Annotated in this window: 16 protein-coding genes; 12 read left to right on the forward strand and 4 right to left on the reverse strand. The window is 70.4% G+C overall.

Annotated elements, in window-relative coordinates:
- The first annotated feature begins 61 nt into the window (after positions 1-61).
- The 4 genes from dapF (at position 62) to hflX (ending at position 6,770) form a co-directional block, all read left to right on the forward strand.
- Positions 62-931 carry a diaminopimelate epimerase gene (dapF, locus tag FNV62_RS36935; RefSeq protein WP_143603125.1) on the forward strand — a complete coding sequence of 290 codons (870 nt, stop codon included), beginning with the start codon at positions 62-64 and terminating at the stop codon, positions 929-931.
- Between the two features lie 266 nt (positions 932-1,197).
- A complete protein-coding gene (locus FNV62_RS36940; protein ID WP_143609377.1) occupies positions 1,198-3,510 on the forward strand; it encodes a RelA/SpoT family protein in 2,313 nt (770 codons plus the stop codon).
- A 67-nt stretch (positions 3,511-3,577) separates the two neighbouring features.
- Positions 3,578-5,059 (forward strand): M1 family metallopeptidase, encoded by a 1,482-nt coding sequence (locus tag FNV62_RS36945; protein WP_143603127.1) that lies wholly within the window; start codon positions 3,578-3,580, stop codon positions 5,057-5,059.
- Between the two features lie 214 nt (positions 5,060-5,273).
- Positions 5,274-6,770 (forward strand): GTPase HflX, encoded by a 1,497-nt coding sequence (hflX, locus tag FNV62_RS36950; RefSeq protein ID WP_054229870.1) that lies wholly within the window; start codon positions 5,274-5,276, stop codon positions 6,768-6,770.
- Between the two features lie 86 nt (positions 6,771-6,856).
- Here hflX and FNV62_RS36955 read toward each other — a convergent pair whose 3' ends face one another.
- Positions 6,857-8,020 carry a trypsin-like serine peptidase gene (locus FNV62_RS36955; protein WP_143609378.1) on the reverse strand — a complete coding sequence of 388 codons (1,164 nt, stop codon included), beginning with the start codon at positions 8,018-8,020 and terminating at the stop codon, positions 6,857-6,859.
- 148 nt (positions 8,021-8,168) lie between these two features.
- Positions 8,169-9,398, reverse strand: a complete 1,230-nt coding sequence (locus tag FNV62_RS36960; RefSeq protein WP_143609379.1) for a trypsin-like serine peptidase — start codon at positions 9,396-9,398, stop codon at positions 8,169-8,171.
- A gap of 282 nt (positions 9,399-9,680) precedes the next feature.
- Between FNV62_RS36960 and FNV62_RS36965 the strand changes: the two genes are divergently transcribed.
- From FNV62_RS36965 to FNV62_RS36985, 5 genes are all read left to right on the forward strand, one after another.
- Complete coding sequence (locus FNV62_RS36965; RefSeq protein WP_382142984.1) at positions 9,681-11,180, forward strand: diaminobutyrate--2-oxoglutarate transaminase family protein; 1,500 nt, start codon at positions 9,681-9,683, stop codon at positions 11,178-11,180.
- Between the two features lie 287 nt (positions 11,181-11,467).
- Positions 11,468-13,432: an IucA/IucC family protein gene (locus FNV62_RS36970; RefSeq protein ID WP_143628384.1), complete on the forward strand. Its 1,965-nt coding sequence runs from the start codon at positions 11,468-11,470 to the stop codon at positions 13,430-13,432.
- Between the two features lie 144 nt (positions 13,433-13,576).
- Entirely contained in the window at positions 13,577-14,314 is a 738-nt protein-coding gene (locus tag FNV62_RS36975) for a GNAT family N-acetyltransferase (RefSeq protein ID WP_097286514.1), read from the forward strand.
- Positions 14,315-14,370: 56 nt separating this feature from the next.
- A complete protein-coding gene (locus FNV62_RS36980; RefSeq protein WP_225900490.1) occupies positions 14,371-16,440 on the forward strand; it encodes an IucA/IucC family protein in 2,070 nt (689 codons plus the stop codon).
- A gap of 94 nt (positions 16,441-16,534) precedes the next feature.
- Positions 16,535-18,538 carry an ATP-dependent DNA helicase gene (locus FNV62_RS36985; RefSeq protein WP_143628386.1) on the forward strand — a complete coding sequence of 668 codons (2,004 nt, stop codon included), beginning with the start codon at positions 16,535-16,537 and terminating at the stop codon, positions 18,536-18,538.
- Between the two features lie 641 nt (positions 18,539-19,179).
- Here FNV62_RS36985 and lexA read toward each other — a convergent pair.
- Positions 19,180-19,956, reverse strand: coding sequence for a transcriptional repressor LexA (gene lexA / locus FNV62_RS36990; protein ID WP_054229877.1), 777 nt, complete (start codon positions 19,954-19,956; stop codon positions 19,180-19,182).
- Between the two features lie 517 nt (positions 19,957-20,473).
- Between lexA and nrdR the strand changes: the two genes are divergently transcribed.
- Both nrdR and FNV62_RS37000 read left to right on the forward strand, forming a co-directional pair.
- The gene (nrdR, locus tag FNV62_RS36995; RefSeq protein ID WP_143628387.1) at positions 20,474-21,058 is read left to right on the forward strand and encodes a transcriptional regulator NrdR; all 585 of its coding nucleotides are present in this window, start codon (positions 20,474-20,476) and stop codon (positions 21,056-21,058) included.
- Positions 21,059-21,209: 151 nt separating this feature from the next.
- Entirely contained in the window at positions 21,210-24,116 is a 2,907-nt protein-coding gene (locus FNV62_RS37000) for a vitamin B12-dependent ribonucleotide reductase (RefSeq protein WP_054229879.1), read from the forward strand.
- Positions 24,117-24,229: 113 nt separating this feature from the next.
- Here FNV62_RS37000 and FNV62_RS37005 read toward each other — a convergent pair whose 3' ends face one another.
- Positions 24,230-24,763 (reverse strand): TerD family protein, encoded by a 534-nt coding sequence (locus FNV62_RS37005; RefSeq protein WP_143603130.1) that lies wholly within the window; start codon positions 24,761-24,763, stop codon positions 24,230-24,232.
- Between the two features lie 156 nt (positions 24,764-24,919).
- Between FNV62_RS37005 and FNV62_RS37010 the strand changes: the two genes are divergently transcribed.
- Positions 24,920-25,525, forward strand: coding sequence for a YdbC family protein (locus tag FNV62_RS37010; RefSeq protein ID WP_054229881.1), 606 nt, complete (start codon positions 24,920-24,922; stop codon positions 25,523-25,525).
- Positions 25,526-25,553: the final 28 nt, after the last annotated feature.

The following is a 25,553-nucleotide window of genomic DNA, read 5'->3' on the forward strand; positions in this document are numbered from 1 at the left end:
CCTTCACCTGGGTCCCCTGCCGGGACCGGGGTGTGTCGGACCGACCCCTTAGGATCGAGGGATGAGCACGCGGATCGCCTTCCTCAAGGGGCACGGGACCGAGAACGACTTCGTGATCGTCCCGGACCCGGAGAACGCCATCGACCTGCCCCCGACCGCCGTGGCCGCCCTGTGCGACCGCCGCGCGGGCATCGGCGGCGACGGTCTGCTGCATGTCGTTCGGTCCGCCGCGCACCCCGAGGCCAAGGAGATGGCGGCCGAAGCGGAGTGGTTCATGGACTACCGCAACGGCGACGGCTCGGTCGCGGAGATGTGCGGCAACGGAGTGCGGGTGTTCGCGCGCTACCTCCAGCGTGCCGGACACGTGGCCGAGGGAGACATCGCGGTCGCCACGCGCGGGGGCGTGAAGAGCGTGCACCTCGCCAAGGACGGAGCCGTCACCGTCGGCATGGGCAAGGCGGTCCTCCCCGAAGGGGACGTCACCGTGAGCGTCGGCGAGCGCAGCTGGCCCGCGCGCAACGTCAATATGGGCAACCCGCACGCCGTCGCCTTCGTGGACGACCTCGCGCACGCCGGCAACCTGTTCACGCCGCCGCCGTTCGCTCCGGCCGCGGCCTACCCGGACGGGGTGAACGTCGAATTCGTGGTGGACCGGGGACCGCAGCACGTCGCCGTGCGCGTCCACGAGCGCGGCTCCGGGGAGACCCGGTCGTGCGGTACGGGCGCGTGCGCCGTGGCCGTCGCGGCGGCCCGCCGTGACGGAGCCGACCCGGCCGTGACGGGGACCGCGTCGACGTACACCGTCGACGTGCCCGGCGGCCGTCTGGTGATCACCGAGCGCCCGGACGGCGAGATCGAGATGACCGGCCCCGCGGTGATCGTCGCCGAGGGCGAGTTCGACGCGGAGTGGCTGGGCACCGTCCAGTTCTGAACGGACGTCTTCTGAACGGACGTCTTCCGAATGGACGTTCCGGACGATGTCGTAACCTCGGTTCCTTCCAAAACCTCGCGTCCGTAAACCCCCTGAACCTTCGCTCGAATGGGTGATCCGTTTCACGCTCGGCGAGAGGCGGTCAGCCGGGCGTGGTGGGCTCGGTAGCATCAAGCACCGGCCCGGACGGGGGAATCGGGACCAACCCCTGAGCCGTGTACGCCATGGGGCACCCCGTCCGCCGGTCTACGCAGCCGGAGGTGCCCATGAGTGCGGAGGCGACGAACCCCGCGACGCCAGCCCCTGCAACGCCCTCCCCCGAGCTCTCGGCCTCTCCCCCACTCTCGACTTCGCTCGAGCGGGGGGACCCCCATGAGCAGGGGGCACCCCCATCGCACCGCAGGAAGAGCCGTCCCCGGATCGACCTGCGCCGCCTCGGCCGCGCCGCGCTGCTCGGCACGACGCCCCGCGACCGGCTGCCCGACGCGATCGGTCACGTGGCCGAGGCACATCGCGCGCACCACCCCGACGCGAACATGGAACCGCTGCGCCGGGCCTACGTACTGGCGGAGTCCTCGCACCGCGGCCAGATGCGCAAGAGCGGTGAGCCGTACATCACCCACCCGCTCGCCGTGACCCTGATCCTCGCCGAACTCGGCGCGGAGACCACGACGTTGACCGCCTCCCTGCTCCACGACACCGTCGAGGACACGGAAGTGACCCTCGATCAGGTGCGCGAGGAGTTCGGCGACGAGGTCTGCTATCTCGTGGACGGCGTCACCAAGCTGGAAAAGGTGGACTACGGGGCGGCCGCCGAGCCCGAGACGTTCCGCAAGATGCTCGTCGCCACCGGCAACGACGTCCGCGTGATGTCGATCAAACTCGCCGACCGGCTGCACAACATGCGCACGCTCGGCGTCATGCGCCCCGAGAAACAGGCGCGCATCGCCAAGGTCACCAGGGACGTGCTGATCCCGCTCGCCGAACGGCTCGGCGTCCAGGCGCTCAAGACCGAGCTGGAGGACCTCGTCTTCGCGATCCTGCACCCCGAGGAGTACGAGCACACCAGGGAACTGATCGTCGACAACGCCTCTCGCGCGAGCGACCCGCTCGCCGAGATCGCCGAGGAGGTGCGCACGGTCCTGCGCGAGGCCGGGATCCCGGCCGAAGTCCTCATCAGGCCACGGCACTTCGTCTCCGTGCATCGCGTGTCACGCAAACGCGGGCCCATGCGCGGTGCCGACTTCGGACGTCTCCTGGTGCTCGTGAACGAGGACGCGGACTGCTACGGGGTCCTCGGCGAACTGCACACCTGTCTCACCCCGGTCGTCTCGGAGTTCAAGGACTTCATCGCGGTCCCCAAGTTCAACCTGTACCAGTCGCTGCACACGGCAGTCGCGAGCGGCGACGGCGAGATCGCCGAAGTCCTCATCCGCACCCACCAGATGCACAAGGTCGCCGAGGCCGGGGTCATCGCCCTCGGCAATCCCTACGCTCCTCCTTCGGAGGAGCAGTCGGACGAGCAGTCCGAGGGCCGGCCGGGTGTCGGCGGGCGCCCGGTGGACGGCGAGCGGGTGGACCCCACCCGCCCCGGCTGGCTCTCCCGGCTCCTCGACTGGCAGGAGGGCGCCCCGGACCCGGACACGTTCTGGTCCACGCTGCGCGAAGACCTCGCCCAGGACCGCGAGATCACCGTCTTCCGCGCCGACGGCGGCTCGTTGGGCCTTCCGGAGGGCGCCAGTTGTGTGGACGCCGCCTACGCGCAGTACGGCGAGGACGCGCACGCCTGCATCGGCGCCCGCGTCAACGGCCGCCTGGCGACGCTCAGTACGGTCCTGAAGGACGGCGACACCGTGCAGCTCCTCATGGGTCAGGACCCCGCCTCGGAGCCCTCCAGAGAGTGGCTGGAGCACGCGCACACGCCCGCCGCGCGGATCGCCATCCAGCGCTGGCTGGCCGCACACCCCTCACCCGTCGCCACGGAGGAACCGGTGGCCCGGGAGGCCCCGGAGACCAGCGAGACCCCGGCCGCGGCCCGCAGGCCGTCCGCCGAGGCGCCCGCGGCCCGCCCCACGGACGCGTCCGCCGCCCGCCCCACCGACGCCCTTGCCGCCCGCCCCGCCACCGCGAACGTCGTCGTCGACCAGCCCGGCGCCTCCGTACGCCTCGCGGGCTGCTGCACGCCCGTACCGCCCGACGAGGTGACCGGCTTCGCCGTACGCGGGGGAGTGGTGACCGTCCACCGCGTGGAGTGCGCCGGAGTGGCGCGCATGAAGAGCTCGGGGCGCGCGGAGGTGGAGGTGCGCTGGGGCGACACCACCGAGTGCCGGGTCACGCTGGTCGCCGAGTCCTTCGGACGCCCGCATCTGCTCGCCGACCTCACCGAAGCCATCGCCCTGGAGGGCGTCGCGATCGTCTCGGCCACCGTCGAACCCCCCAGCCAGCAGCGCGTACGCCACACGTACACGCTGCAACTCCCGGACGCGGCCCGCCTTCCCGGGCTGATGCGCGCGATGCGGAACGTGCCGGGCGTGTACGACGTGAGCCGGGCGCAGCACGCGGCGGCTGCCACGCAGTAGCACCCGATCGGGTGGGCCCGGTGCGAGTCGTCGCCGCGGGGCGGGTGCGCGCTGGTAGCCGTGGTCCATGCTGCTCACCCCCCGCACCAGGAAACGTCGTATCCAGGGGGCGCTCCTCGCCTCCGCCGTCTCGGTCTGTCTCGTCGCCGCGAGCGCCCCGTCCCCGGCCACGCCCCTAGGTATCGGTGACCGCCTCTTCCCGCACCTGGGCAATCCCGGGTACGACGTCAAGTCGTACGACCTCTCCTTCACCTACCCCGGCGTCAACGACAAACCGCTGGCGGCCGTCACCACGATCGACGCCGTGACGTCCCAGCGGCTCGAGCGCGTCAATCTGGACTACACGCACGGCACGGTGGAATCGGTCGAGGTCAACGGCGCGCCGGCGACGTTCACGAGCGCCGGGGAGGACCTGGTGGTGACGCCCGGGGAGCCGGTACCCGCGGGCGGCTGGATGCGGATCACCGTGCGGCACTCGAGCGATCCGGTCACCACCGGGAACGGGGACGGCGGCTGGGTGCGGACGAAGGACGGCCTCGCCATGGCCAACCAGGCCGACGCCGCGCACATGGTCTTCCCGTGCAACGACCACCCCTCGGACAAGGCGATGTTCACCATCCACGTCACCGCGCCCGACGGGTACACCGCCGTGGCCAACGGCCTGCCCGCCGGGGTGCACCGGGCCGGCGGGTCTACCACGTGGACGTACCGCACCAGGCACCCCATGGCCACGGAGCTCACCCAGGTGTCCATCGGCCGCTCCAGCGTGGCGCACCGCGAGGGTCCGCACGGCCTGCCGCTCCGCGACGTCGTGCCCACCAAGGACCGCGAGCTGCTCGAACCGTGGCTCAAGAAGACGCCCGACCAGATCGCCTGGATGGAGAGCAAGGTCGGCCCGTACCCCTTCGAGACCTACGGGCTGCTGATGGCCCAGGCGCAGACCGGCTTCGAGTTGGAGACACAGACACTCTCTCTCTTCGAGAGAGAGCTCTTCACGGAGCCCGCGCTGCCCAAGTGGTACGTCGAGTCGATCATGGTGCACGAGCTGTCGCACCAGTGGTTCGGCGACAGCGTCAGCCCCCGCGTCTGGTCCGACCTGTGGCTCAACGAGGGCCACGCGACCTGGTACGAGGCCCTGTACGCCGAGGAGAAGGCGGACAAGCCCATGGAGACCCGTATGAAGACGGCCTACCGCGCCTCCGACTCCTGGCGGGCCGCCGGAGGTCCGCCCGCGGCGCCCAAGGAGCCCGCTCCGGGACGGAAGATCAGCATCTTCCGGCCGAGCGTCTACGACGGGGCCGCGCTCGCCCTGTACGCGCTGCGCCAGGAGATCGGACACCCCACCTTCGAGCGCCTGGAGCGCACCTGGGTCGCCCTCCATCGGGACGGCACGGCCACCACCGCGGACTTCGAGCGGCTCGCGTCCGACCTCGCGAACCGTGACCTGAGCGGGTTCTTCCGGGCCTGGCTCCACGGCACGAAGACGCCGCCGATGCCCGGTCACCCGGACTGGAAGAGCGACGCCCCGAAGGCACGTAAGGGCGCCTGAGAACTCGGATGACGAGACGGGACGTGCCGTGCGACCATCTTCAGGTCGGCGGCGCGGCCCCGCGGAGGGTTGGCCCGGCGGAATCCGGGAATCTCCCGGTGGTCCCGGACGTTCTTGCTTGTGACGGGCGGTGTCCGTCGCCGAACAGGTTTCACCAGTGACGCCATCGATACCACCAGTGACGTATCGGTGTCCCCATCGACGTAAGGATCCAATGACCTCCTCTTCTTCCCCTTCCCAGGACGCGCAGAGCCTCGCGCAGAACTACCCCGAAGGTCTTCGGGCCGATGCCCTGATGGAAGAGGACGTCGCCTGGAGCCACGAGATCGACGGAGAGCGGGACGGCGAACAGTTCGATCGCTCCGAGCGCGCGGCCCTGCGCCGTGTGGCGGGCCTCTCCACCGAGCTCGAGGACGTCACCGAGGTCGAGTACCGACAGCTCCGTCTGGAGCGCGTCGTCCTCGTCGGTGTGTGGACCACGGGAACGATTCAGGACGCGGACAACTCGCTCGCCGAGCTGGCAGCCCTCGCGGAGACCGCGGGTGCGCTCGTGCTCGACGGCGTCGTCCAGCGCCGGGACAAGCCCGACGCGGCCACGTACATCGGATCCGGCAAGGCCAACGAGCTGCGGGACATCGTCCTGGAGACCGGCGCCGACACCGTGATCTGCGACGGTGAGCTGAGCCCCGGCCAGCTGATCCACCTCGAGGACGTCGTCAAGGTCAAGGTCATCGACCGTACGGCACTGATCCTCGACATCTTCGCCCAGCACGCCAAGTCCCGAGAGGGCAAGGCGCAGGTCGCGCTCGCGCAGATGCAGTACATGCTGCCGAGGCTGCGCGGCTGGGGTCAGTCGCTGTCCCGTCAGATGGGCGGCGGCAAGGGCGGCGGCCTCGCCACCCGTGGTCCCGGTGAGACCAAGATCGAGACGGACCGGCGTCGTATCCGCGAGAAGATGGCGAAGATGCGCCGGGAGATCGCGGACATGAAGACCGGCCGCGAGATCAAGCGCCAGGAGCGCCGCAGGAACAAGGTGCCCTCGGTCGCCATCGCCGGCTACACCAACGCGGGCAAGTCCTCCCTGCTCAACCGCCTCACCGGCGCGGGCGTGCTCGTCGAGAACGCGCTGTTCGCGACCCTCGACCCGACCGTGCGCCGGGCCGAGACCCCGAGCGGGCGGCTGTACACCCTGGCCGACACGGTCGGGTTCGTACGTCACCTGCCGCACCACCTCGTCGAGGCGTTCCGCTCCACGATGGAGGAGGTCGGCGACTCCGACCTGATCCTGCACGTGGTGGACGGCTCGCACCCGGCGCCGGAGGAGCAGCTGGCCGCCGTGCGCGAGGTCATCCGCGACGTCGGCGCGACGGACGTGCCCGAGATCGTGGTGATCAACAAGGCGGACGCGGCCGACCCGCTGGTCCTCCAGCGGCTGATGCGGATCGAGAAGCGTTCCATCGCGGTCTCGGCCCGCACCGGGATGAACATGGACCAGCTGCTCGCGCTCATCGACAACGAGCTGCCCCGCCCCTCGGTCGAGATCGAGGCGCTCGTGCCGTACACGCACGGCAGGCTGGTCGCGCGCGCCCACTCCGAGGGCGAGGTGATCTCCGAGGAGCACACCCCGGAGGGCACCCTGCTCAAGGTGCGGGTGCACGAGGAACTGGCGGCCGACCTCGCGCCGTACGTTCCGGCGCCCGTCGCGCTCTAGCCGCCCGCTTCCGCAGGGACGACGTACGAAGGCCCGCACCCTCTCGCAGGGGGCGGGCCTTCGCCGTGGCCGGGTGAGCGCGGCGCCTACTGTCCGCCGAACCGCTTGCTCATGTTCTCGTAGAGCGCCTGCGCGCCCCTGCCGAGCTGCGGCCCCGCGAGCCAGGTGTTGTCGGCCGGGCCGATCGAGGTGTTCGAGACCAGCTCGGTCTTGCCGCCGACGACCCTGAACCAGCCGCCGCCGGAGGAACCGCCGGTCATCGTGCAGCCGATGCGGTACATCGTCGGCAGGCTCGGGCTCAGCGACAGCCGCCCCGGCCGGTCGACGCACGTGAACATCTTCAGACCGTTGTACGGCGGCGCGGCCGGGTATCCCCAGGCGCCCATGGTGCTGACGTCCCGGGCGGAGGGCGCCGAGAAGTCCACGTCCAGCGCGTTGCCGACCGTCTCCTCCAGAGACTTCGAGCCCTGCGCCGACTTCACGTGCAGGAGCGCGTAGTCGTACGGGGCGCCCGCGCCGCCCGTCTCGTCGCCGCCCGCGATCCACTCGTTCGAGGTGGAGGCCCAGTCGGCCCACCACTCGCCGTACGGCGCGATCTGCGCGGCGGAGGCGTTCCTCAGCTCGGACTCGGACCTGCCCTGGTCGTTGTACGCGGGCACGAAGGCGATGTTGCGGTACCAGCCGCCCTTGCCGCCGGCGTGCACACAGTGGCCCGCCGTCCACACCAGGTTGGACTTGCCCGGGTGGTTGACGTCCTTGACGACGGTCCCGGAGCAGACCATCGAGCCCTTGGGGGAGTCGAAGAAGACCTTCCCGACCGGGGCGGCGTGGTCGTGGTACGGGGCCTTCTCCGCCGTGGCCTCGACCGGCGCCGGCTCCGGGTCGCTGACGCCCTGGTCGGCCGCCGCGTCCTTCGCCGAGATCGTCTTGTCCGGGTCCTTGGCGGACTTCATGCGCTCGGGCTTCCACAGCCCCGCGATCACCGGGTTGACGAAGTCCTTGGCCTCACTGAGCCACTTGTCCTTGTCCCAGTTCTTCCAGGCGCCGTTCTTCCACTGGTCGATGTCGATGCCGTGCTCTTTGAGCTTGCTCCTGACGGCGTCCGGGATCCTGATCTTGTCGTCGCCGTTCCGCGACGAGGAGGCGCTGGGCCCGCTCGCCTTGTCGTCGCCCGAGTTGCAGGCGGTGGCGCCCGGGCCATTGGGGGCGTACGGCGGTGGAGTGGTGAAGGTTTCCGTGCGCCACCCCACCGCCGCCCGTGCGGCCCGTGGGCGATTCCTGTCAGGCCCGTCAGGTCACCGGCCTGCGCATCGTCGTCTCACGGGCCCGTGGTCCCACTGACCCCTTGCCTCACTGGTCCCTTGTCCCACTGGTCCCTTGTCTCACTGGTCCCTTGTCTCACTGGCTCGCGAATTTCTTGCTCACCGAGTCGTACACACCCTTGGCGACCGCACCCAGGTGCGGACCGGCCAGCCAGCCCGCGCTGACCGGGCCGATCGAGGTGTTGGACACCAGGGCGGGCTTGCCGTCCGACCCGGTCGCCACCCAGCCGCCGCCGGACGAACCACCGGTCATGGTGCACCCGATGCGGTACATCGTCGGGTCCGCCTTGGCGATCGACAGACGGCCGGGCCTGTCGGTGCACTGGTACAGCTTCTGCCCGTCGAACGGCGCCGCCGCCGGGTAACCGGTCGCCGTGATGCTCGCGACCTTGGGTACGGCCGGAGCGTTGAAGTTCACCGGGAGCGCCGAACCGACCGTCTCCTCAAGCGACTTGCCGTTGCTGCCCTTCTCCGGCGTCACATGCAGGACCGCGTAGTCGTACGACGCGCCCTGGCCGCCGGTGGAGCCGCCCTGCGCGATCCACTGGTCCGAGGTCTGCGCCCAGTCGCTCCACCAGACACCGTACGGAGCGACCTCCGTCCGCGCCGCGTTCTGCAGCTGGGCGGACGTCCTGCCGGCGTTGTTGTACGAGGGCACGAAGGCGATGTTGCGGTACCAGCCGCCCTTCTTGCCGGCGTGCACACAGTGGCCCGCGGTCCACACGAGGTTCGACTTGCCCGGGTGCGCGGGGTCCTCGACCACGGTCGCCGAGCAGACCATCGTGCCCTCGGGGGAGTCGAAGAACACCTTGCCCGCCTCGGGCACGTTGTCGTGGTAGGCGGCGCTCACGGCCTTCGCCGACACGGGCGCCGGAGTGGCGTCGGTGACGCCCTGGTCACCGGAGAGGTCGTTCTCGTCGACGCCCTTGTTCTTGTCCGGGTCGTTGGCGCCGCGCATCCGGTCCGGGTCCCACAGCCCCTTGATGATGGGGTTGACGAAGTCGTTGGCCTCGCGCAGCCAGTCGTCCTTGTTCCAGTTCTTCCAGGCGCCGTTCTTCCACTTGTCGATGTCGATCCCGTGCTCTTTGAGCTTGTTCTTGATGTCGTCCGGGATCTTGATCTTGTCGTCGCCACTCTGGGACGCCGACGCGCCGGCCTGGCCGCTCGCGTTGCTGTTGCCCGAGTCGCAGGCGGTGGCGGTCAGCGCCAGCGCCGCCGTCAGGCCGACGGCGGCCAGTACGGGGGAGGTTCTGCGGCGCGCGCTCCTCCCTCGACGAGCGGCGAAGGGCGGGCGTATGGATCGCATGGTGTAACTCCCCCTGGACGTAAGAGAACCTGTCAGGATCCGCCGATCCGAAGTCCCTCGGTACGGGACACAGGTGCATCGTTCGGTGTTCTGAACGGCACCACACACTATGCGCTCGCTGTGGGGGACATCCCACGGAACGGCAACGGTTCCGTCACGGCAAGGATCTTCGACCCACCCGCTTCCCCGAGCCAGTCGCGTCGTTGGTACGTACGGGGGCCTGCCGCCTGCGCTCAGAGCCCCCTGCCAACTCGCCTCTGGACAGCGGGAGGACCTGAAGTCGTGGCCGTGACCGAGTCTGCGGTGGTACCGGTGGGGCGCGAGCCCGAGGAGACGCGGGAGGTCGTTTCCGGAGTGTCCGAGAGGGTGCGAGAGACGGTGCCCGGAGTGTCCGAGGGGGCGCGCGCGGCGCACGAGGGGATTCTGCGGCGTCAGTCGGCGCGCGAGTCGGCGGCCCGCACCTACGCGCGCGCCCTGCCGATCGTCCCCGTGCGGGCGCGGGGGCTGACCATCGAGGGCGCGGACGGGCGCCGCTACCTCGACTGTCTCTCCGGCGCGGGCACCCTGGCCCTGGGACACAACCACCCGGTGGTCCTGGAGGCGATCAGAAAAGTCCTCGACTCCGGGGCGCCACTGCACGTCCTCGACCTGGCCACACCCGTCAAGGACGCCTTCACCACCGAGCTGTTCCGCACGCTGCCCCCGGAGTTCGCCGCCCGCGCGCGGGTGCAGTTCTGCGGGCCCGCTGGGACGGACGCCGTCGAGGCCGCGTTCAAACTGGTGCGCGCGGCGACCGGACGCACCGGAATGCTCGCCTTCACCGGTGCCTATCACGGGATGACCGCGGGGGCGCTCGAAGCATCCGGGGGCGCGACCGAGGTACGGGTCGCGCGCCTGCCCTACCCCCAGGACTACCGCTGCCCGTTCGGCATCGGCGGTGAGCGGGGTGCCGAACTCGCCGCGCGCTGGACCGAGTCCCTGCTCGACGACACCAAGTCCGGCGTGCCACGCCCCGCCGGGATGATCCTCGAACCCGTCCAGGGCGAGGGCGGGGTGATTCCCGCGCCCGACGACTGGATGCGCCGGATGCGCGAGATCACCGCGGCGCGCTCCATTCCCCTGATCGCGGACGAGGTCCAGACCGGCGTCGGGCGCACCGGAGCCTTCTGGGCCGTGGAACACAGCGGGATCACCCCGGACGTGATGGTTCTGTCCAAGGCCATCGGAGGCAGTCTGCCGCTGGCCGTCGTCGTCTACCGCGACGACCTCGACGTCTGGCAACCGGGCGCCCACGCGGGCACGTTCCGCGGCAACCAACTGGCCATGGCCGCGGGCACGGCGACCCTCGCGTACGTCCGCGAGAACGGACTGGCCGAGCGCGCGGCGACCCTGGGCTCCCGCATGCTCGCTCAACTCCGCGGACTCGCCGAGGAGTTCCCGTGCATCGGTGACGTACGGGGCCGCGGGTTGATGATCGGCGTCGAGCTGGTGGATCCCGAGACAGCCCCGGACACCCCCACCGACGGCCCCCGGCCCGCCGCCCCCGAACTCGCCGCCGCCGTGCAGCGCGAGTGCCTGCGCCGCGGTCTGATCGTGGAGCTGGGCGGGCGCCGCGCGAGCGTGGTGCGACTCCTCCCGCCCTTGACGATCAGCGACGAACAGGCGACCGCGGTGCTCGATCGACTGGCGGACGCGGTGGCGACGGTGGCTGCGGCGCGAGCGGGACTGGGCGGGGCGGCCGGGCACGGTCGGGGTTCCGCGTCCGGTGAGCACGCCGGATAGGGCCTGCGACCGCCGCGGGCGGCCCCTATGGCGGTCCCCTCGACGGGCCCCGCGCCCGGGCGGGACGCAGACCCCACTCGGACCACCCCACTCGGACCACCCCACTCGGACCACCCCACTCGGACCACCCCACTCGGACCACCCCATTCGGACCGCCCCACTTGCCCCCCACTCGACCGGACCACCGTCCGCCCACCCGGACCGACCTGGAACGCCCCACGCCCCACGCACGCCAGTACCGCCCCGGTTCGTCGCCGCACGAGCCTGAACGACCCCGAGGAACTCTCTTGAACGCCACCCCCACACCCGACGGCCGTCCCGACACCCACGAGCGAGCGGCCTGTGGCACGCAGACCCCCCCGGCTCCGGGAGCCGACGCGGTCCCCCGGCAGAAGGGAGGGGCCCGGGAGACCGAGCGGCTGCGCGGCGCCACCGCCGACCTGCTGGAGCACCCCGCCGCCCACACCGCGGCCCAGGCGGCGGCGGTCGAGAACCTGTTGCGCTGCTGGGTACGGGAGAACAACCTGCCCGCCCCCACCGACGGCACCCTCCGCATCCCCCTCCCGGCCAGCGGCACCTCCCTCCTGACGCCGGTCCACCACTGGTCCCCGACCGGCTGGCACCGCTTCGGCCTCCCGCACCTCGCCGACGCTCCCGAGGGTGCACCGCCCGCCGACGCCGTCACCGTGGCGGCGCTGCTCGCGCGCCAGGCGGCGATGGGCCAGGGGACGACGAGCACGGCCGAGGTGACGTCGACGCCCGTTTCCGAAACCGGCCCCGCCGGGGACGGTGCCGACCTGGTCGGCCGTGTCGCCGACTCGGTGCGGCGGACCGTCGTGTTCATCAACGACCGCAGGGAACGGCCCGCCGACACCCCCGACTTCTTCCTCGCCGCCGAACAAGCACTCGTGCTGGGGCACCCGTGGCACCCCACCCCGAAGAGCCGGGAAGGGCTCTCCGACGCCGAAGCGCGGCTGTACTCACCCGAGTTGCGCGGCTCCTTCCCGCTGCACTGGATGGCGGTCGCCCCCGCGGTCCTGGCGGCCGACTCGGCGTGGACGGAGCGCGGCCGACCCGTCCCCGCGCAGCAGATCACCGCGCGGCTGGCCGGAGCCGGGCTGTCCCTGCCCGACGGGTACGCCGCCCTGCCGCTGCACCCCTGGCAGCTGGCCGACGTCCGGCACCGACCCGAGACCGCGGCCCTGCTCGACGCCGGACTGCTCCGGGACCTCGGCCCGCACGGCTCCGCCTGGCATCCGACCTCCTCCGTCCGCACCCTCTACCGCTCCGGCGCCCCCGCGATGCTCAAGCAGTCGCTGGGCCTGCGCATCACCAACTCCCGCCGTGAGAACCTCCGCAAGGAGCTCCACCGCGGCGTGGAGGTCCACCGTCTGCTGCGCGGCGGCCTGTCCAAGCAGTGGCAGTCCGCCCACCCGGGCTTCGACATCGTCCGCGACCCGGCCTGGCTCGCCGTCAACGCCCCGGACGGCACCCCCCTGGCCGGGCTCGACGTGATGATCCGCCACAACCCGTTCGGGCCGACCGACGACGCCGGCTGTGTCGCGGGGCTCGTCTCTCCCCGGCCCCACGCCCGACCCGGCGCACGCAGCGGATCCGAGGACCGGCCCGTGATGCGATCCCGGCTCGCCGAGATCGTCACCCGCCTCGCCGGACGCACCAGCAGGCCCCGTGGCGCCGTCGCCGCCGAGTGGTTCCTGCGCTACCTCGAGCACGTCGTACGCCCCGTGCTCTGGCTCGACAGCGAGGCGGGCATCGCGCTGGAAGCACACCAGCAGAACACCCTGCTCCTGCTGGACCCCGAGGGCTGGCCCACGGGTGGCCGCTACCGCGACAACCAGGGTTACTACTTCCGCGCGTCCCGGCGCGCCGAGCTGGACGCCCGGCTGCCCGGCATCGGCGAACACAGCGACACCTTCGTCTCCGACGAGGTCACCGACGAACGCTTCGCCTACTACCTGGCGATCAACAACGTGCTCGGCCTCATCGGCGCGTTCGGCTCCCAGCACCTCGCCGACGAACAACTGCTGCTCGCCGCCTTCCGCCGTTTCCTCACCGACGTGGCCTACGGCCCGGCCCGACTGCGTACGCCCCTGCCCGCCCACCTCCTCGACTCGCCCGTCCTGCGCTGCAAGGCCAACCTGCTGACCCGGCTGCACGGCCTCGACGAACTCGTCGGCCCGGTCGACACCCAGTCCGTCTACGTCACCCTCGACAACCCGCTCCATTCCTGAGGAAGCCGCCCTCACCGACGCCCTGCCATTCCTGACGAAGCCGCCCTCACCGACCCCCTGCCATTCCTGACGAAGCCATCCTCGCCAACCCCCTGCCGGCCCTGAGGAACATGTCCCACCCCGTCTCCTGAGAGGAGCGTCGCCGTGCCTCCCACCGATGCGAGCACCGACGCCGGTACCGCCCCCGTCACCGACCTCGGCACCGACCCGGGCCCCGGGCCGGGCACGGACAACGAGGACACCCTCGACCTGCGCCTGCCCGACGAGCTCCTCGCGCTCCTCGGCTCCGAGGTCGAGTCGGCCGGGGGAGACGACCTGCTCGACCGCATCGGTGGCTGGGGCCCGATCGCCACTCCCGTGGGCACCTTCCACCTGGTCCCCGTCCGAGTGGAGCGTGATCTCCCGCTCGTCTCCCGCTGGATGAACGACCCCGCCGTCGCGGAGTTCTGGGAGCTGGCAGGGCCCGAGTCGGTCGCGGAAGAACATCTGCGCCGCCAGCTCGACGGCGACGGCCGCAGTGTGCCCTGCCTCGGCGTGCTGGACGGCGCCCCGATGAGCTACTGGGAGATCTACCGCGCGGACCTCGACCTCCTGGCCCGTCACTATCCCGCCCGCCCGCACGACACCGGCCTTCACCTCCTCGTCGGCGGTGTCGCCAACCGCGGACGAGGCCTCGGCTCCGCCCTGCTCCGCGCCGTCGCCGACCTCGTACTGGACAGGCGACCGGCCTGCGCCCGCGTCGTCGCGGAACCCGACCTCCGCAACATGCCCTCCGTCGCCGCCTTCCTGAGCGCGGGCTTCCGGTTCTCCGCCGAGGTCGACCTGCCCGGCAAACGGGCCGCCCTCATGGTCCGGGACCGGAGCCTGCGCGATCTGTTGTAGCGCCCTGCCCTCACCGCACCGCTCGTTCCGATCCGGTTCCCTGTCAAGGAGTCCCCGTGCCGCATCCATCCGCCACCCCGGCATCCGGAGAGCTGCCCGCCTTGTACGACCCGCCCGAGCTGCGCAAAGACCGATGGGACCAGGTCGGCCGCCGACTCCTCGCGAAAATGATCGGCGAGTTCGCCCACGAGGAGATCGTCAGACCGGAACCGGAGTCAGATCTGGATCCGGGGGCGGAGCCAGGTTCGGGGTCGGAGCCGGAGCCGGGTTCGGAGGCTCGGCGGGGCGCGGAGGGAAAAGTGGCCCCCCTCCGCAGTGAGCACAATCCGGCGACCGGCCTCGATACCTCCGCCGGAGCGGCCTCCTCGCGACCCTCACCACGCCCCGCCTCCGCCCACCACGACACCCCGTACCGGGACACCCCGCGCGAGAACACCGGGCGCGAGAACACCGGGCACACCGACACCCTCCGTCCCTACGCCCTGCGCCTCGACGCCGGCGGCAGCCTCTCCTTCCGCGCCCGTCGCGCCTCGTACGACAGCTGGCGCGTCGACCCCGCCTCGCTCACCCTCACCGAGGAGGGGGCTGAGCCGTGCCCCTTCACCGACCCGCTCGGCTTCCTCACCCGGGCCCGCGGCACGCTGGAGATCGACGGCGCGACGCTCGGCCACGTGGTCCGTGAACTGAGCACGACGCTCGCCGCGGACGCCCGCCTCCACCGCGACGCCCGTACGGTGGCCGAACTGGCCGACCTCGGCTACGCCGAACTGGAGGGCCACCAGACCGGCCACCCCTGGATCGTGCTGAACAAGGGCCGCCTCGGCTTCTCCGCGACGGACGCCGCCGACTGGGCACCGGAGGCCCGCAGAGCGACGCCGATTCCCTGGATTGCGGTGCACACCACGCTCGCCACCTACCGAGGCGTCCCGAGCCTCCACTCCGCCGAACAGCTCTACGCGCGCGAACTCGCCCCCGCCACGAGGGAGTCCTTCGACGGGGTACTACGCGCGCGTGGGCTCACTCCGGAGTCGTACCTCTATCTGCCCGTGCACCCCTGGCAGTGGGACGACGTCGTGCTGCCGCTGTTCGCGCCCTCCGTGGCCGCGGGAGCGATCGTGCCGCTGCCCTCCGACGGTGACCTCCGGCTTCCGCAGCAGTCGATTCGTACGTTCCTCAACGTCTCGCACCCCGACCGGCACACGGTGAAACTGCCGCTGTCCGTGCTCAACACCCTGGTCTGGCGCGGCCTGCCGACGGAACGCACGCTCGCGGCGCCCGCCGTCACCGCCTGGATGCACGCCCTGAGAGATGCCGACCCCTTTTTGCGGGACACCTGCGGGGTGATCCTGCTCGGCGAGGTCGCCTCGGTGACCGTGAACCACCCCGTGTACGACGCCCTCCCCGAAGTGCCCTATCAGTACAAGGAGTTGCTCGGCGCGATCTGGCGCGAGCCGGTGTCGCGCCATCTGGCGCCCGGTGAACGCGCGCGCACCCTGGCCGCGCTCCTGCACACCGACCCGGACGGCCGCGCCTTCACCGCGGAGCTCGTCGCCCGCTCGGGCCTCGCCCCCAACGTCTGGCTCCGTCGCCTCTTCGCCGCGCTCCTGCCGCCGCTGCTGCACTTCCTCTATCGGTACGGCACGGTGTTCAGCCCCCATGGAGAGAACGCGATCGTCGTCTTCGACGACCACGACGTCCCCGTCCGCCTCGCGGTGAAGGACTTCGTGGACGACGTCAACGTGAGCGCGGACCCCCTGCCCGAGCACGCGACCATGCCGGACGACGTACGGAACGTACTGCTGACCGAGCCGCCGGCGTTCCTGACCCAGTTCATCCACTCCGGGCTCTTCGTGGGGGTCTTCCGCTATCTCGCACCGCTCTGCGAGGAACAACTGGGCGTTCCGGAGGCCGAGTTCTGGGCGCTCGTCCGGGCGGAGATCGTCCGCCACCAGGCGCGCTTTCCCGAGCTCAAGGAGCGCTACGAGATGTTCGACCTGCTCACTCCGCGTATCGAGCGCCTGTGCCTCAACCGCAACCGACTGCACCTCGACGGCTACCGCGACCGTCCCGAGCGCCCGCACGCCGCGGTGCACGGCACGGTCCCGAACCCCCTCCACCGGCCTTGATCATCCGCCCCGTACTCGTTCTCGTCTTGATCGCGTCCGCAGGCCGGGCCTTGATCGCCCGATTGTCAGTGGCGCCCCGTAGGCTGGCAACGCTATGACAGAGCCCTCACTCCCCGAACTCCTGCATGCTGCCGTCACTGCTGTCGGCGGCACGGAGCGCCCTGGCCAGGTGACCATGGCCGAAGCCGTCGCGGGTGCCATCGACGACAGCTCCCACCTGCTGGTCCAGGCGGGCACCGGCACCGGAAAGTCGCTCGGCTACCTCGTGCCCGCGCTCGCCCACGGGGAGCGGGTGGTCGTGGCGACCGCCACCCTGGCGCTCCAGCGGCAGCTCGTGGAACGTGATCTTCCGCGGACCGTCGACGCGCTGCACCCGCTGCTGCGCCGCCGCCCGGAGTTCGCGATGCTCAAGGGCCGGTCGAACTACTTGTGTCTGCACCGGCTGCACGAGGGAGTGCCGCAGGACGAGGAGGACGGCCTCTTCGACCAGTTCGAGGCGGCCGCGCCCACCAGCAAGCTGGGCCAGGACCTGCTGCGTCTGCGGGACTGGTCGGACGAGACCGAGACCGGCGACCGCGACGACCTCACGCCCGGCGTCTCCGACCGCGCGTGGGCTCAGGTGTCCGTTTCGTCCCGGGAGTGCCTGGGTGCCACCAAATGTGCCTACGGAGCGGAGTGCTTCGCCGAGATGGCCCGCGAGCGCGCCAAGCTCGCCGGGGTCGTCGTCACCAATCACGCGCTGCTCGCGATCGACGCCATCGAGGGCGCGCCGGTCCTCCCGCAGCACGAGGTGCTGATCGTCGACGAGGCCCATGAGCTGGTCTCCCGGGTCACCGGTGTCGCGACCGGCGAGCTCACGCCCGGCCAGGTCAACCGCGCGGTGCGCCGCGCCGCGAAGCTTGTCAACGAGAAGGCGGCCGATCAGCTCCAGACCGCCGCCGAGGGCTTCGAGCGGCTGATGGAGCTCGCGCTTCCGGGCCGCCTGGAGGAGATCCCGGAGGATCTCGGATACGCGCTGATGGCACTGCGCGACGCCGCTCGTACGGTGATCTCGGCGATCGGCTCCACCCGCGACAAGTCCGTCCAGGACGAGGACTCCGTCCGCAAGCAGGCTCTCGCCTCGGTGGAGTCGGTGCACGACGTGGCGGAGCGGATCACCAACGGCTCCGAGTGGGACGTCGTCTGGTACGAGCGGCATGACCGCTTCGGCGCCTCGCTCCGCGTCGCCCCCATGTCCGTCTCCGGCCTCCTCAGGGAGAAGCTCTTCGCGGACCGTTCCGTCGTCCTGACGTCCGCCACCCTGAAGCTCGGTGGTGACTTCAACGGAGTGGGGGCGTCGCTGGGACTCGCCCCGGAGGGCACCGAGGGCGATGACCTCCCGCAGTGGAAGGGCGTCGACGTCGGCTCGCCCTTCGACTACCCCAAGCAGGGCATTCTGTACGTGGCCAAGCACCTGTCCCGCCCCGCGCGCGACGGCGACCGTGGGGACATGCTGGACGAGCTGACCGAGCTGATCCAGGCCGCGGGGGGTCGCACGCTGGGGTTGTTCTCCTCGATGCGGGCCGCCCAGCTCGCTGCGGAGGAGCTGCGCTCGCGCATCCCCGAGTACCCCATCCTGCTGCAGGGCGAGGAGACGCTCGGCGAGCTGATCAAGAACTTCTCGGCCGACCCCAAGACCTGCCTCTTCGGCACGCTCTCGCTCTGGCAGGGTGTCGACGTCCCCGGGCCCAGCTGCCAGCTCGTCGTCATGGACAAGATCCCCTTCCCGCGCCCCGACGACCCGCTGATGAGCGCCCGCCAGAAGGCCGTCGAGGAGAACGGCGGCAACGGCTTCATGGCCGTCGCCGCGACCCACGCGGCGCTGCTGATGGCCCAGGGCGCCGGCCGCCTGGTACGGGCCACGGGTGACCGGGGCGTGGTGGCCGTACTGGACCAGCGCCTCGCGACGGCGCGCTACGGCAGTTATCTCAAGGCGTCCCTCCCCGACTTCTGGTACACCACGGACCGCAACCAGGTACGCAGGTCGCTCACCGCGATCGACGCGGCGGCCCGGAAGGCGGAGGAGACGGTGGGGGCGGGGGAGACGGACGAGGCGTAGGTCTTCCCGGCGACAGGCTGAGGGAACCCGCGCACTTGGCCCAAGGCGGGCCTGCCCGGTGCCCCTACGGGCGGAGTTGCTCCGCCTCGGATGCCCCGTCGGCCAAACAACACCACCCACACGGCCACACCCGACCTACCGGTCCTGCGGGCGGCCCCAGGGCCGGCGCGTGCTCTCAGGCTCGGGATCTCCGTCCCGATCCTGCCCCTGACCCTCCCGACACCCGAGCATGCCGCACGACGCCCGCACATGTCGCTGGCCTCCCGAGCATGCCGACCGGGGCCCGCCCGTATCGGACGGCGCCCGCGCGCATTGCCCGACACCCGCGCATATCGCTCGGCGCCCGCGCACATCGTCCGGTGCCCGGCATGTCGCCCGGCGCCTACGCATATCGCTCGGCGTCCGCGCATTTCCCTCGGAGCCTGTGGACGGTTCTTCTGCCCCCAGCGAGTAAAAGCCCCCCGGGAGCAAGATCCCCTCGGGGGCGTGTCTCGTCGGGGCGGGTCATCTCTGGACACCGCGCACGCCGCCAACTCCCCCGCCTGACCCCCGGAGGGCAACGCACAGGGCCCCGGAACCGGCGCAGGTGGTCCCGGGGCCCGGTCAAGGGCGGGGCGGGGTGTCCCGCCCGGCGTGTGCCGTCACACGCGCCGCAGCACCGCCACCACCTTGCCCAGGATGGTCGCCTCGTCGCCGGGAATCGGCTGGTACGCGGCGTTGTGCGGGAGGAGCCACACATGGCCGTCCTCACGCTTGAACCGCTTCACCGTGGCCTCGCCGTCCAGCATCGCGGCCACGATGTCACCGTTCTCCGCGACCGGCTGGCGCCGGACCGTCACCCAGTCCCCGTCGCAGATGGCGGCCTCGATCATCGAGTCGCCGACGACCTTCAGGACGAACAGCTCGCCGTCACCGACCAGCTGCCGGGGGAGGGGGAAGACGTCCTCCACCGACTCCTCGGCCAGGATCGGGCCACCGGCGGCGATACGGCCGACGAGCGGCACGTACGACGCGGCCGGCTTGCCCGCCGTGTCCGTGGGCTGTGCCGAGGACTGGTCGGAGCCCCGGACCTCGTACGCCCGCGGACGGTGCGGATCGCGGCGCAGGAAGCCCTTGCGCTCCAGTGCCATCAGCTGGTGGGCGACCGACGAGGTGCTGGAGAGGCCGACCGCCTGTCCGATCTCCCGCATCGACGGCGGGTAGCCGCGCCGCTGCACGGAGTCCCGGATGACCTCGATCACCCGGCGCTGCCTGTCGGTGAGTCCCGAGCTGTCGGCGCGGATGCCTGGAGGTCGCCCTGGCAGGGAGCGCTTGGGCCCCTCATGATTCGTGGCTTCGTTCATCGCATGCACCGGCTCGAGTCGGCCCTGGGAGCGGTCCTGGGCAGTGATGGTGGCACTGTCTGCGGTGGTGGTCACGTCGGCCCCTCTCGATGGTCTCCCTGCTGGACAACGGTAGTTGCTTTCGAAAGGTTGCGCCAAACACACGTTCGAGTGAAAAATCGCGGATTGTCTGTCGTGATCATGTGTCTGGGTGTATAGCCAACGATGCATCCGGCGGACAAAAGGGCTCATTGCTGTACTCTTCACCGCCAGGGCGATGACCGTGCCGACAGATGTGGGCCGCGGCCCAGTCTGCCATCCGGCACCCCGTAAGTCGGGTACCGGCCCCCTTCCGCGCGCTGACCACGGTATCTCCGTGTGTCCGGGATCGGTATGGCCGTGCGGCACATGCCATTACGTGCGCGACACGCGTGTCCTGGGTGAATTTACGGGTCGATCCCCACATCTAGTGGTTGGATTGCTGTAGCAGCCCAGAAGTTGTGGTCCCCCGGGTCTTCGAGCCTCCGGCCATCGCCTATGCTTGGGGCTGCTTCGAGGGGCCCGAGAGGTCCCGCGAGGTCTATGAGTCGTGCTGTGAAGGAGGGTTGGAGCCATGCACTGCCCCTTCTGCAGGCACCCCGACAGCCGTGTCGTCGACAGCCGTACGACCGATGACGGCACGTCGATCCGCAGGCGCCGCCAGTGCCCCGACTGCTCCCGTCGTTTCACGACGGTGGAGACGTGCTCGCTGATGGTGGTCAAGCGGTCCGGCGTGACCGAACCCTTCAGTCGTACCAAGGTCATCAATGGCGTGCGCAAGGCGTGTCAGGGGCGGCCGGTCACCGAGGACGCGCTCGCCCAGCTCGGCCAGCGGGTCGAGGAGGCGGTGCGGGCCACCGGGAGCGCCGAGCTGACCACCCACGACGTGGGTCTGGCCATACTCGGCCCGTTGCAGGAACTCGACCTCGTCGCCTATCTGCGCTTCGCGTCCGTGTACCGGGCGTTCGACTCGCTCGAGGACTTCGAGGCCGCCATCGTGGAACTCAGGGAAGAGACGAAGCAGCGCCCCGCCGTGGACGAGGAAGACGCGGGCGAGGCGGATGCGGACGTGGCAGCCGCGGAAGCGGAGCGCCCGGAAAGCGACCGCGGGTCCGGAGGGACCGTCCAGGTCCCCGTGCCCGCCAACGCCGCCGACTGACGGAAGGGCCGACTCGGATCGGCCCCCAGCGGTGGCGACCAAAGACCTGTTGCGGGCGGCCGCGTAGTGGCACCCGCAGCACCAGACACACACCGTGCCATGGGAAGAACGTGGCACTTCAGGGCGTTTTAGCCCGATACAGGGAGGCGGCATGACAGAGACGGCGAGCGGTCCGGCACGAGGTTCCCGCGCCAAGGGCACCAAGGCCAGCAAGGGACTGCGCATCGAGCGCATCCACACCACCCCCGGCGTGCACCCGTACGACGAGGTGGAATGGGAGCGCCGTGACGTCGTCATGACCAACTGGCGCGACGGCTCGATCAATTTCGAGCAGCGTGGCGTCGAGTTCCCCGGCTTCTGGTCGGTGAACGCGGTCAACATCGTCACCAGCAAGTACTTCCGTGGTGCCGTGGGCACCCCGCAGCGCGAGGTGAGCCTCAGGCAGCTCATCGACCGCATCGTGAAGACGTACCGGAAGGCCGGCGAGGACCACAAGTACTTCGCCTCGCCCGCCGACGCCGAGATCTTCGAGCACGAGCTGGCGTACGCGCTCCTGCACCAGATCTTCAGCTTCAACAGCCCGGTCTGGTTCAACGTCGGGACGCCTCAGCCCCAGCAGGTCTCGGCCTGCTTCATCCTGTCCGTCGACGACTCCATGGAGTCGATCCTCGACTGGTACAAGGAAGAGGGCATGATCTTCAAGGGCGGCTCCGGCGCCGGCCTGAACCTCTCCCGTATCCGCTCCTCCAAGGAGCTCCTCTCCTCGGGCGGCAACGCCTCGGGTCCCGTCTCCTTCATGCGCGGTGCCGACGCCTCCGCAGGAACGATCAAGTCGGGTGGCGCCACGCGCCGCGCGGCCAAGATGGTCATCCTCGACGTCGACCACCCCGACATCGAGGACTTCATCGAGACCAAGGTCAAGGAGGAGGAGAAGATCCGCGCCCTCCGTGACGCGGGCTTCGACATGGACCTGGGCGGCGACGACATCACGTCCGTCCAGTACCAGAACGCCAACAACTCGGTCCGCGTGAACGACACGTTCATGAAGGCGGTCGAGGAGGGCGGCAAGTTCGGTCTCACCTCCCGCATGACCGGCGAGGTCATCGAGGAGGTCGACGCCAAGACGCTCTTCCGCAAGATGGCCGAGGCCGCCTGGGCCTGCGCCGACCCGGGCATCCAGTACGACGACACGATCAACCACTGGCACACGTGCCCGGAGTCCGGTCGTATCAACGGCTCGAACCCGTGCAGCGAGTACATGCACCTGGACAACACGTCCTGCAACCTCGCCTCGCTGAACCTGATGAAGTTCCTCAAGGACGACGGCAAGGGCCACCAGTCCTTCGAGGTCGAGCGCTTCGCCAAGGTCGTCGAGCTGGTCATCACCGCGATGGACATCTCGATCTGCTTCGCGGACTTCCCGACCCAGAAGATCGGCGAGAACACCCGCGCCTTCCGTCAGCTGGGCATCGGCTACGCCAACCTGGGCGCCCTCCTGATGGCGACCGGTCACGCGTACGACTCCGACGGCGGTCGCGCCCTCGCCGGTGCCATCACCTCGCTGATGACCGGCACCTCGTACCGGCGTTCCGCCGAGCTCGCCGCGGTCGTCGGCCCGTACGACGGCTACGCCCGCAACGCGCAGCCGCACCAGCGCGTCATGAAGCAGCACTCCGACGCCAACGCCGTGGCCGTCCGGGTGGACGACCTGGACACGCCGATCTGGGCCGCCGCCACGGAGGCCTGGCAGGACGTGCTGCACCTCGGTGAGAAGAACGGCTTCCGCAACGCGCAGGCCTCGGTCATCGCCCCGACCGGCACCATCGGTCTCGCGATGTCCTGCGACACCACCGGCCTCGAGCCCGACCTCGCGCTGGTCAAGTTCAAGAAGCTGGTCGGCGGCGGCTCGATGCAGATCGTCAACGGCACCGTTCCGCAGGCCCTGCGCCGCCTGGGCTACCAGGAGGAGCAGATCGAGGCGATCGTCGCCCACATCGCCGAGAACGGCAATGTCGTCGACGCCCCGAGCCTCAAGCACGAGCACTACGAGGTCTTCGACTGCGCCATGGGCGAGCGCTCCATCTCCGCGATGGGCCACGTCCGCATGATGGCCGCGATCCAGCCCTGGATCTCCGGCGCGCTCTCCAAGACGGTCAACCTGCCGGAGACGGCGACCGTCGAGGACGTCGAAGAGGTCTACTTCGAGGCGTGGAAGATGGGCGTCAAGGCGCTCGCGATCTACCGCGACAACTGCAAGGTCGGCCAGCCCCTCTCCGCCAAGACCAAGGAGAAGGAGAAGTCCGCGACGGACGCTGTCACGGCGAAGGCTGAGGAGACCATCCGTACCGCGGTCGAGAAGGTCGTCGAGTACCGCCCGGTCCGCAAGCGCCTCCCCAAGGGTCGTCCCGGCATCACCACCTCCTTCACGGTGGGCGGCGCCGAGGGCTACATGACCGCCAACTCCTACCCGGACGACGGTCTCGGCGAGGTCTTCCTGAAGATGTCGAAGCAGGGCTCCACCCTCGCGGGCATGATGGACGCCTTCTCGATCGCGGTCTCCGTGGGTCTGCAGTACGGCGTGCCCCTCGAGACGTACGTCTCGAAGTTCACGAACATGCGCTTCGAGCCGGCCGGCATGACGGACGACCCGGACGTGCGGATGGCGCAGTCGATCGTCGACTACATCTTCCGTCGCCTGGCGCTGGACTTCCTGCCCTTCGAGACGCGCTCCGCGCTCGGCATCCACTCCGCCGAGGAGCGTCAGCGTCATCTGGAGACGGGCTCCTACGAGCCGTCCGACGATGTCGACATGGACGTCGAGGGCCTGGCCCAGTCCGCGCCCCGTGCGCAGGAGCTGAAGGCCGTCGCCACCCCGAAGGCCGAGGTCGAGGCGGCGAAGCCGGCCCCGAAGCAGGCCCACACCAGTGCCGAACTGGTGGAGATGCAGCTGGGCATCCAGGCGGACGCCCCCCTGTGCTTCTCCTGCGGTACGAAGATGCAGCGGGCCGGTTCCTGCTACATCTGCGAGGGCTGCGGCTCGACCAGCGGTTGCAGCTGACCGAAGTCCTGAAGCCCTGAAGGGCGGCACGACCACCGGTCGTGCCGCCCTTCGGCGTTCTCTCGCTGCTACGGAGGAGGCTGTTTCAGGCGTCTCCTACGGAGAGGGCTGTTTCAGGTGTCGTGGCGCGTGCCCATGATGCGCGGGAACTCGGCCGGGTCGGTGTCGTAGCCGTGGATCCCCGGATGGAAGGTCCACTCTCCGGAGGCGTCGCGTACGAACTCGCCGACGGTCGCGGCCGTGGCCCCCAGGACGCCGCCGAAGTTGTCCTCGGCCAGCACGGTGTAGCCCTCCCGCATGCGCAGGCCCGGGTTGAGGACGCCCACGAACGACTTGTGGCCGGAACGCTGCTGGATGAGTACGCCCACCACCACACGCGTGTAGCCGCTGTTGAGGCGGTCGAGTTCCAGCGTCATGACCTCGTCCCAGCCGAAGCCCTTGCCGTCCTTGCTGTCCCGGTTGAGATAGATGGTGCCGTCCGGGGAGCGGCTGTCGAAGTGCACCACATAGGCGGGAATGCCGTACGGATCGGCGGCCACGTACGTCGCCGCGATGATGTCGAGGTCGGTCGCGGGCTCGCCGACGGGACTCGGGTCCCACTTCACCGCGAGCTCGACCTTGCGGATGCCCTTGTTGAGACCGGTCATTGGATCTCCCCCTCCCCGTTCCCCATCTTCTTCAGCCCTCAACTGCTCTGTTGTCAAGGCCGGTTGTCCATCGTGCCACGCGCGCGGGGGCGCTCGCGCGGGTGCACTCCGCCGGAGCGTGACCGACGCCACGCTCCGTGGCCTTACGATGGCGCGGTGCTGGTCAAGTGGATTCGCTGCACCGTGGTGGACCGCCGCGGTTTCGAGCGGGGGCAGCGAAAGTGGGCGGGGCTGCTGGGTGAGCCGGGATTCCGGGGGCAGGGCGGGGGCTGGAGCCGAGGGCGGCCCGGGGTGGCGCACATCTTCGCCTTCTGGGAGAGCCGTGCCTTCTACGACTCCTTCATGGCCCGTTCGCACGACCGGCTCGCGGCTGCCCAGTCGGGGACCTTCAAGGACGCGCAGGCCAAACTCTTCGATCACCGGTTCGATGTGAAGACCGGCTTCGAGCCGCGCTTCACGGACGCCGACCTGCTGCGGGTGGCCCACTGCCGCATCCACGAGGAACGGGCCGAACACTTCGCGCTGATGCAGGAGAAGGTCTGGAATCCCGCGATGGCGGGCTCGCCCGGCATGGTGCGGGGCCTGTTCGGTGAGGGGCCGGGCCATGAGTTCCTGATCCTGTCCATGTGGCAGTCGGCCGCCGAACACGGTAAATACCGGGCCGAGCGGGTGGAACGGCTCGCGCTGCGCGCCCAGACGGAGGCCGACGTCGCGGCCCTGACCGGCGACATAGTGGCGCTGGAGCCCTCGTGGACGGTCTGACCGGAGTGCCGTCCGCGGGTGTGATCCG

The organism is Streptomyces sp. RLB3-17 (genome assembly GCF_007113425.2).
GTDB lineage: Bacteria > Actinomycetota > Actinomycetes > Streptomycetales > Streptomycetaceae > Streptomyces > Streptomyces mirabilis_D.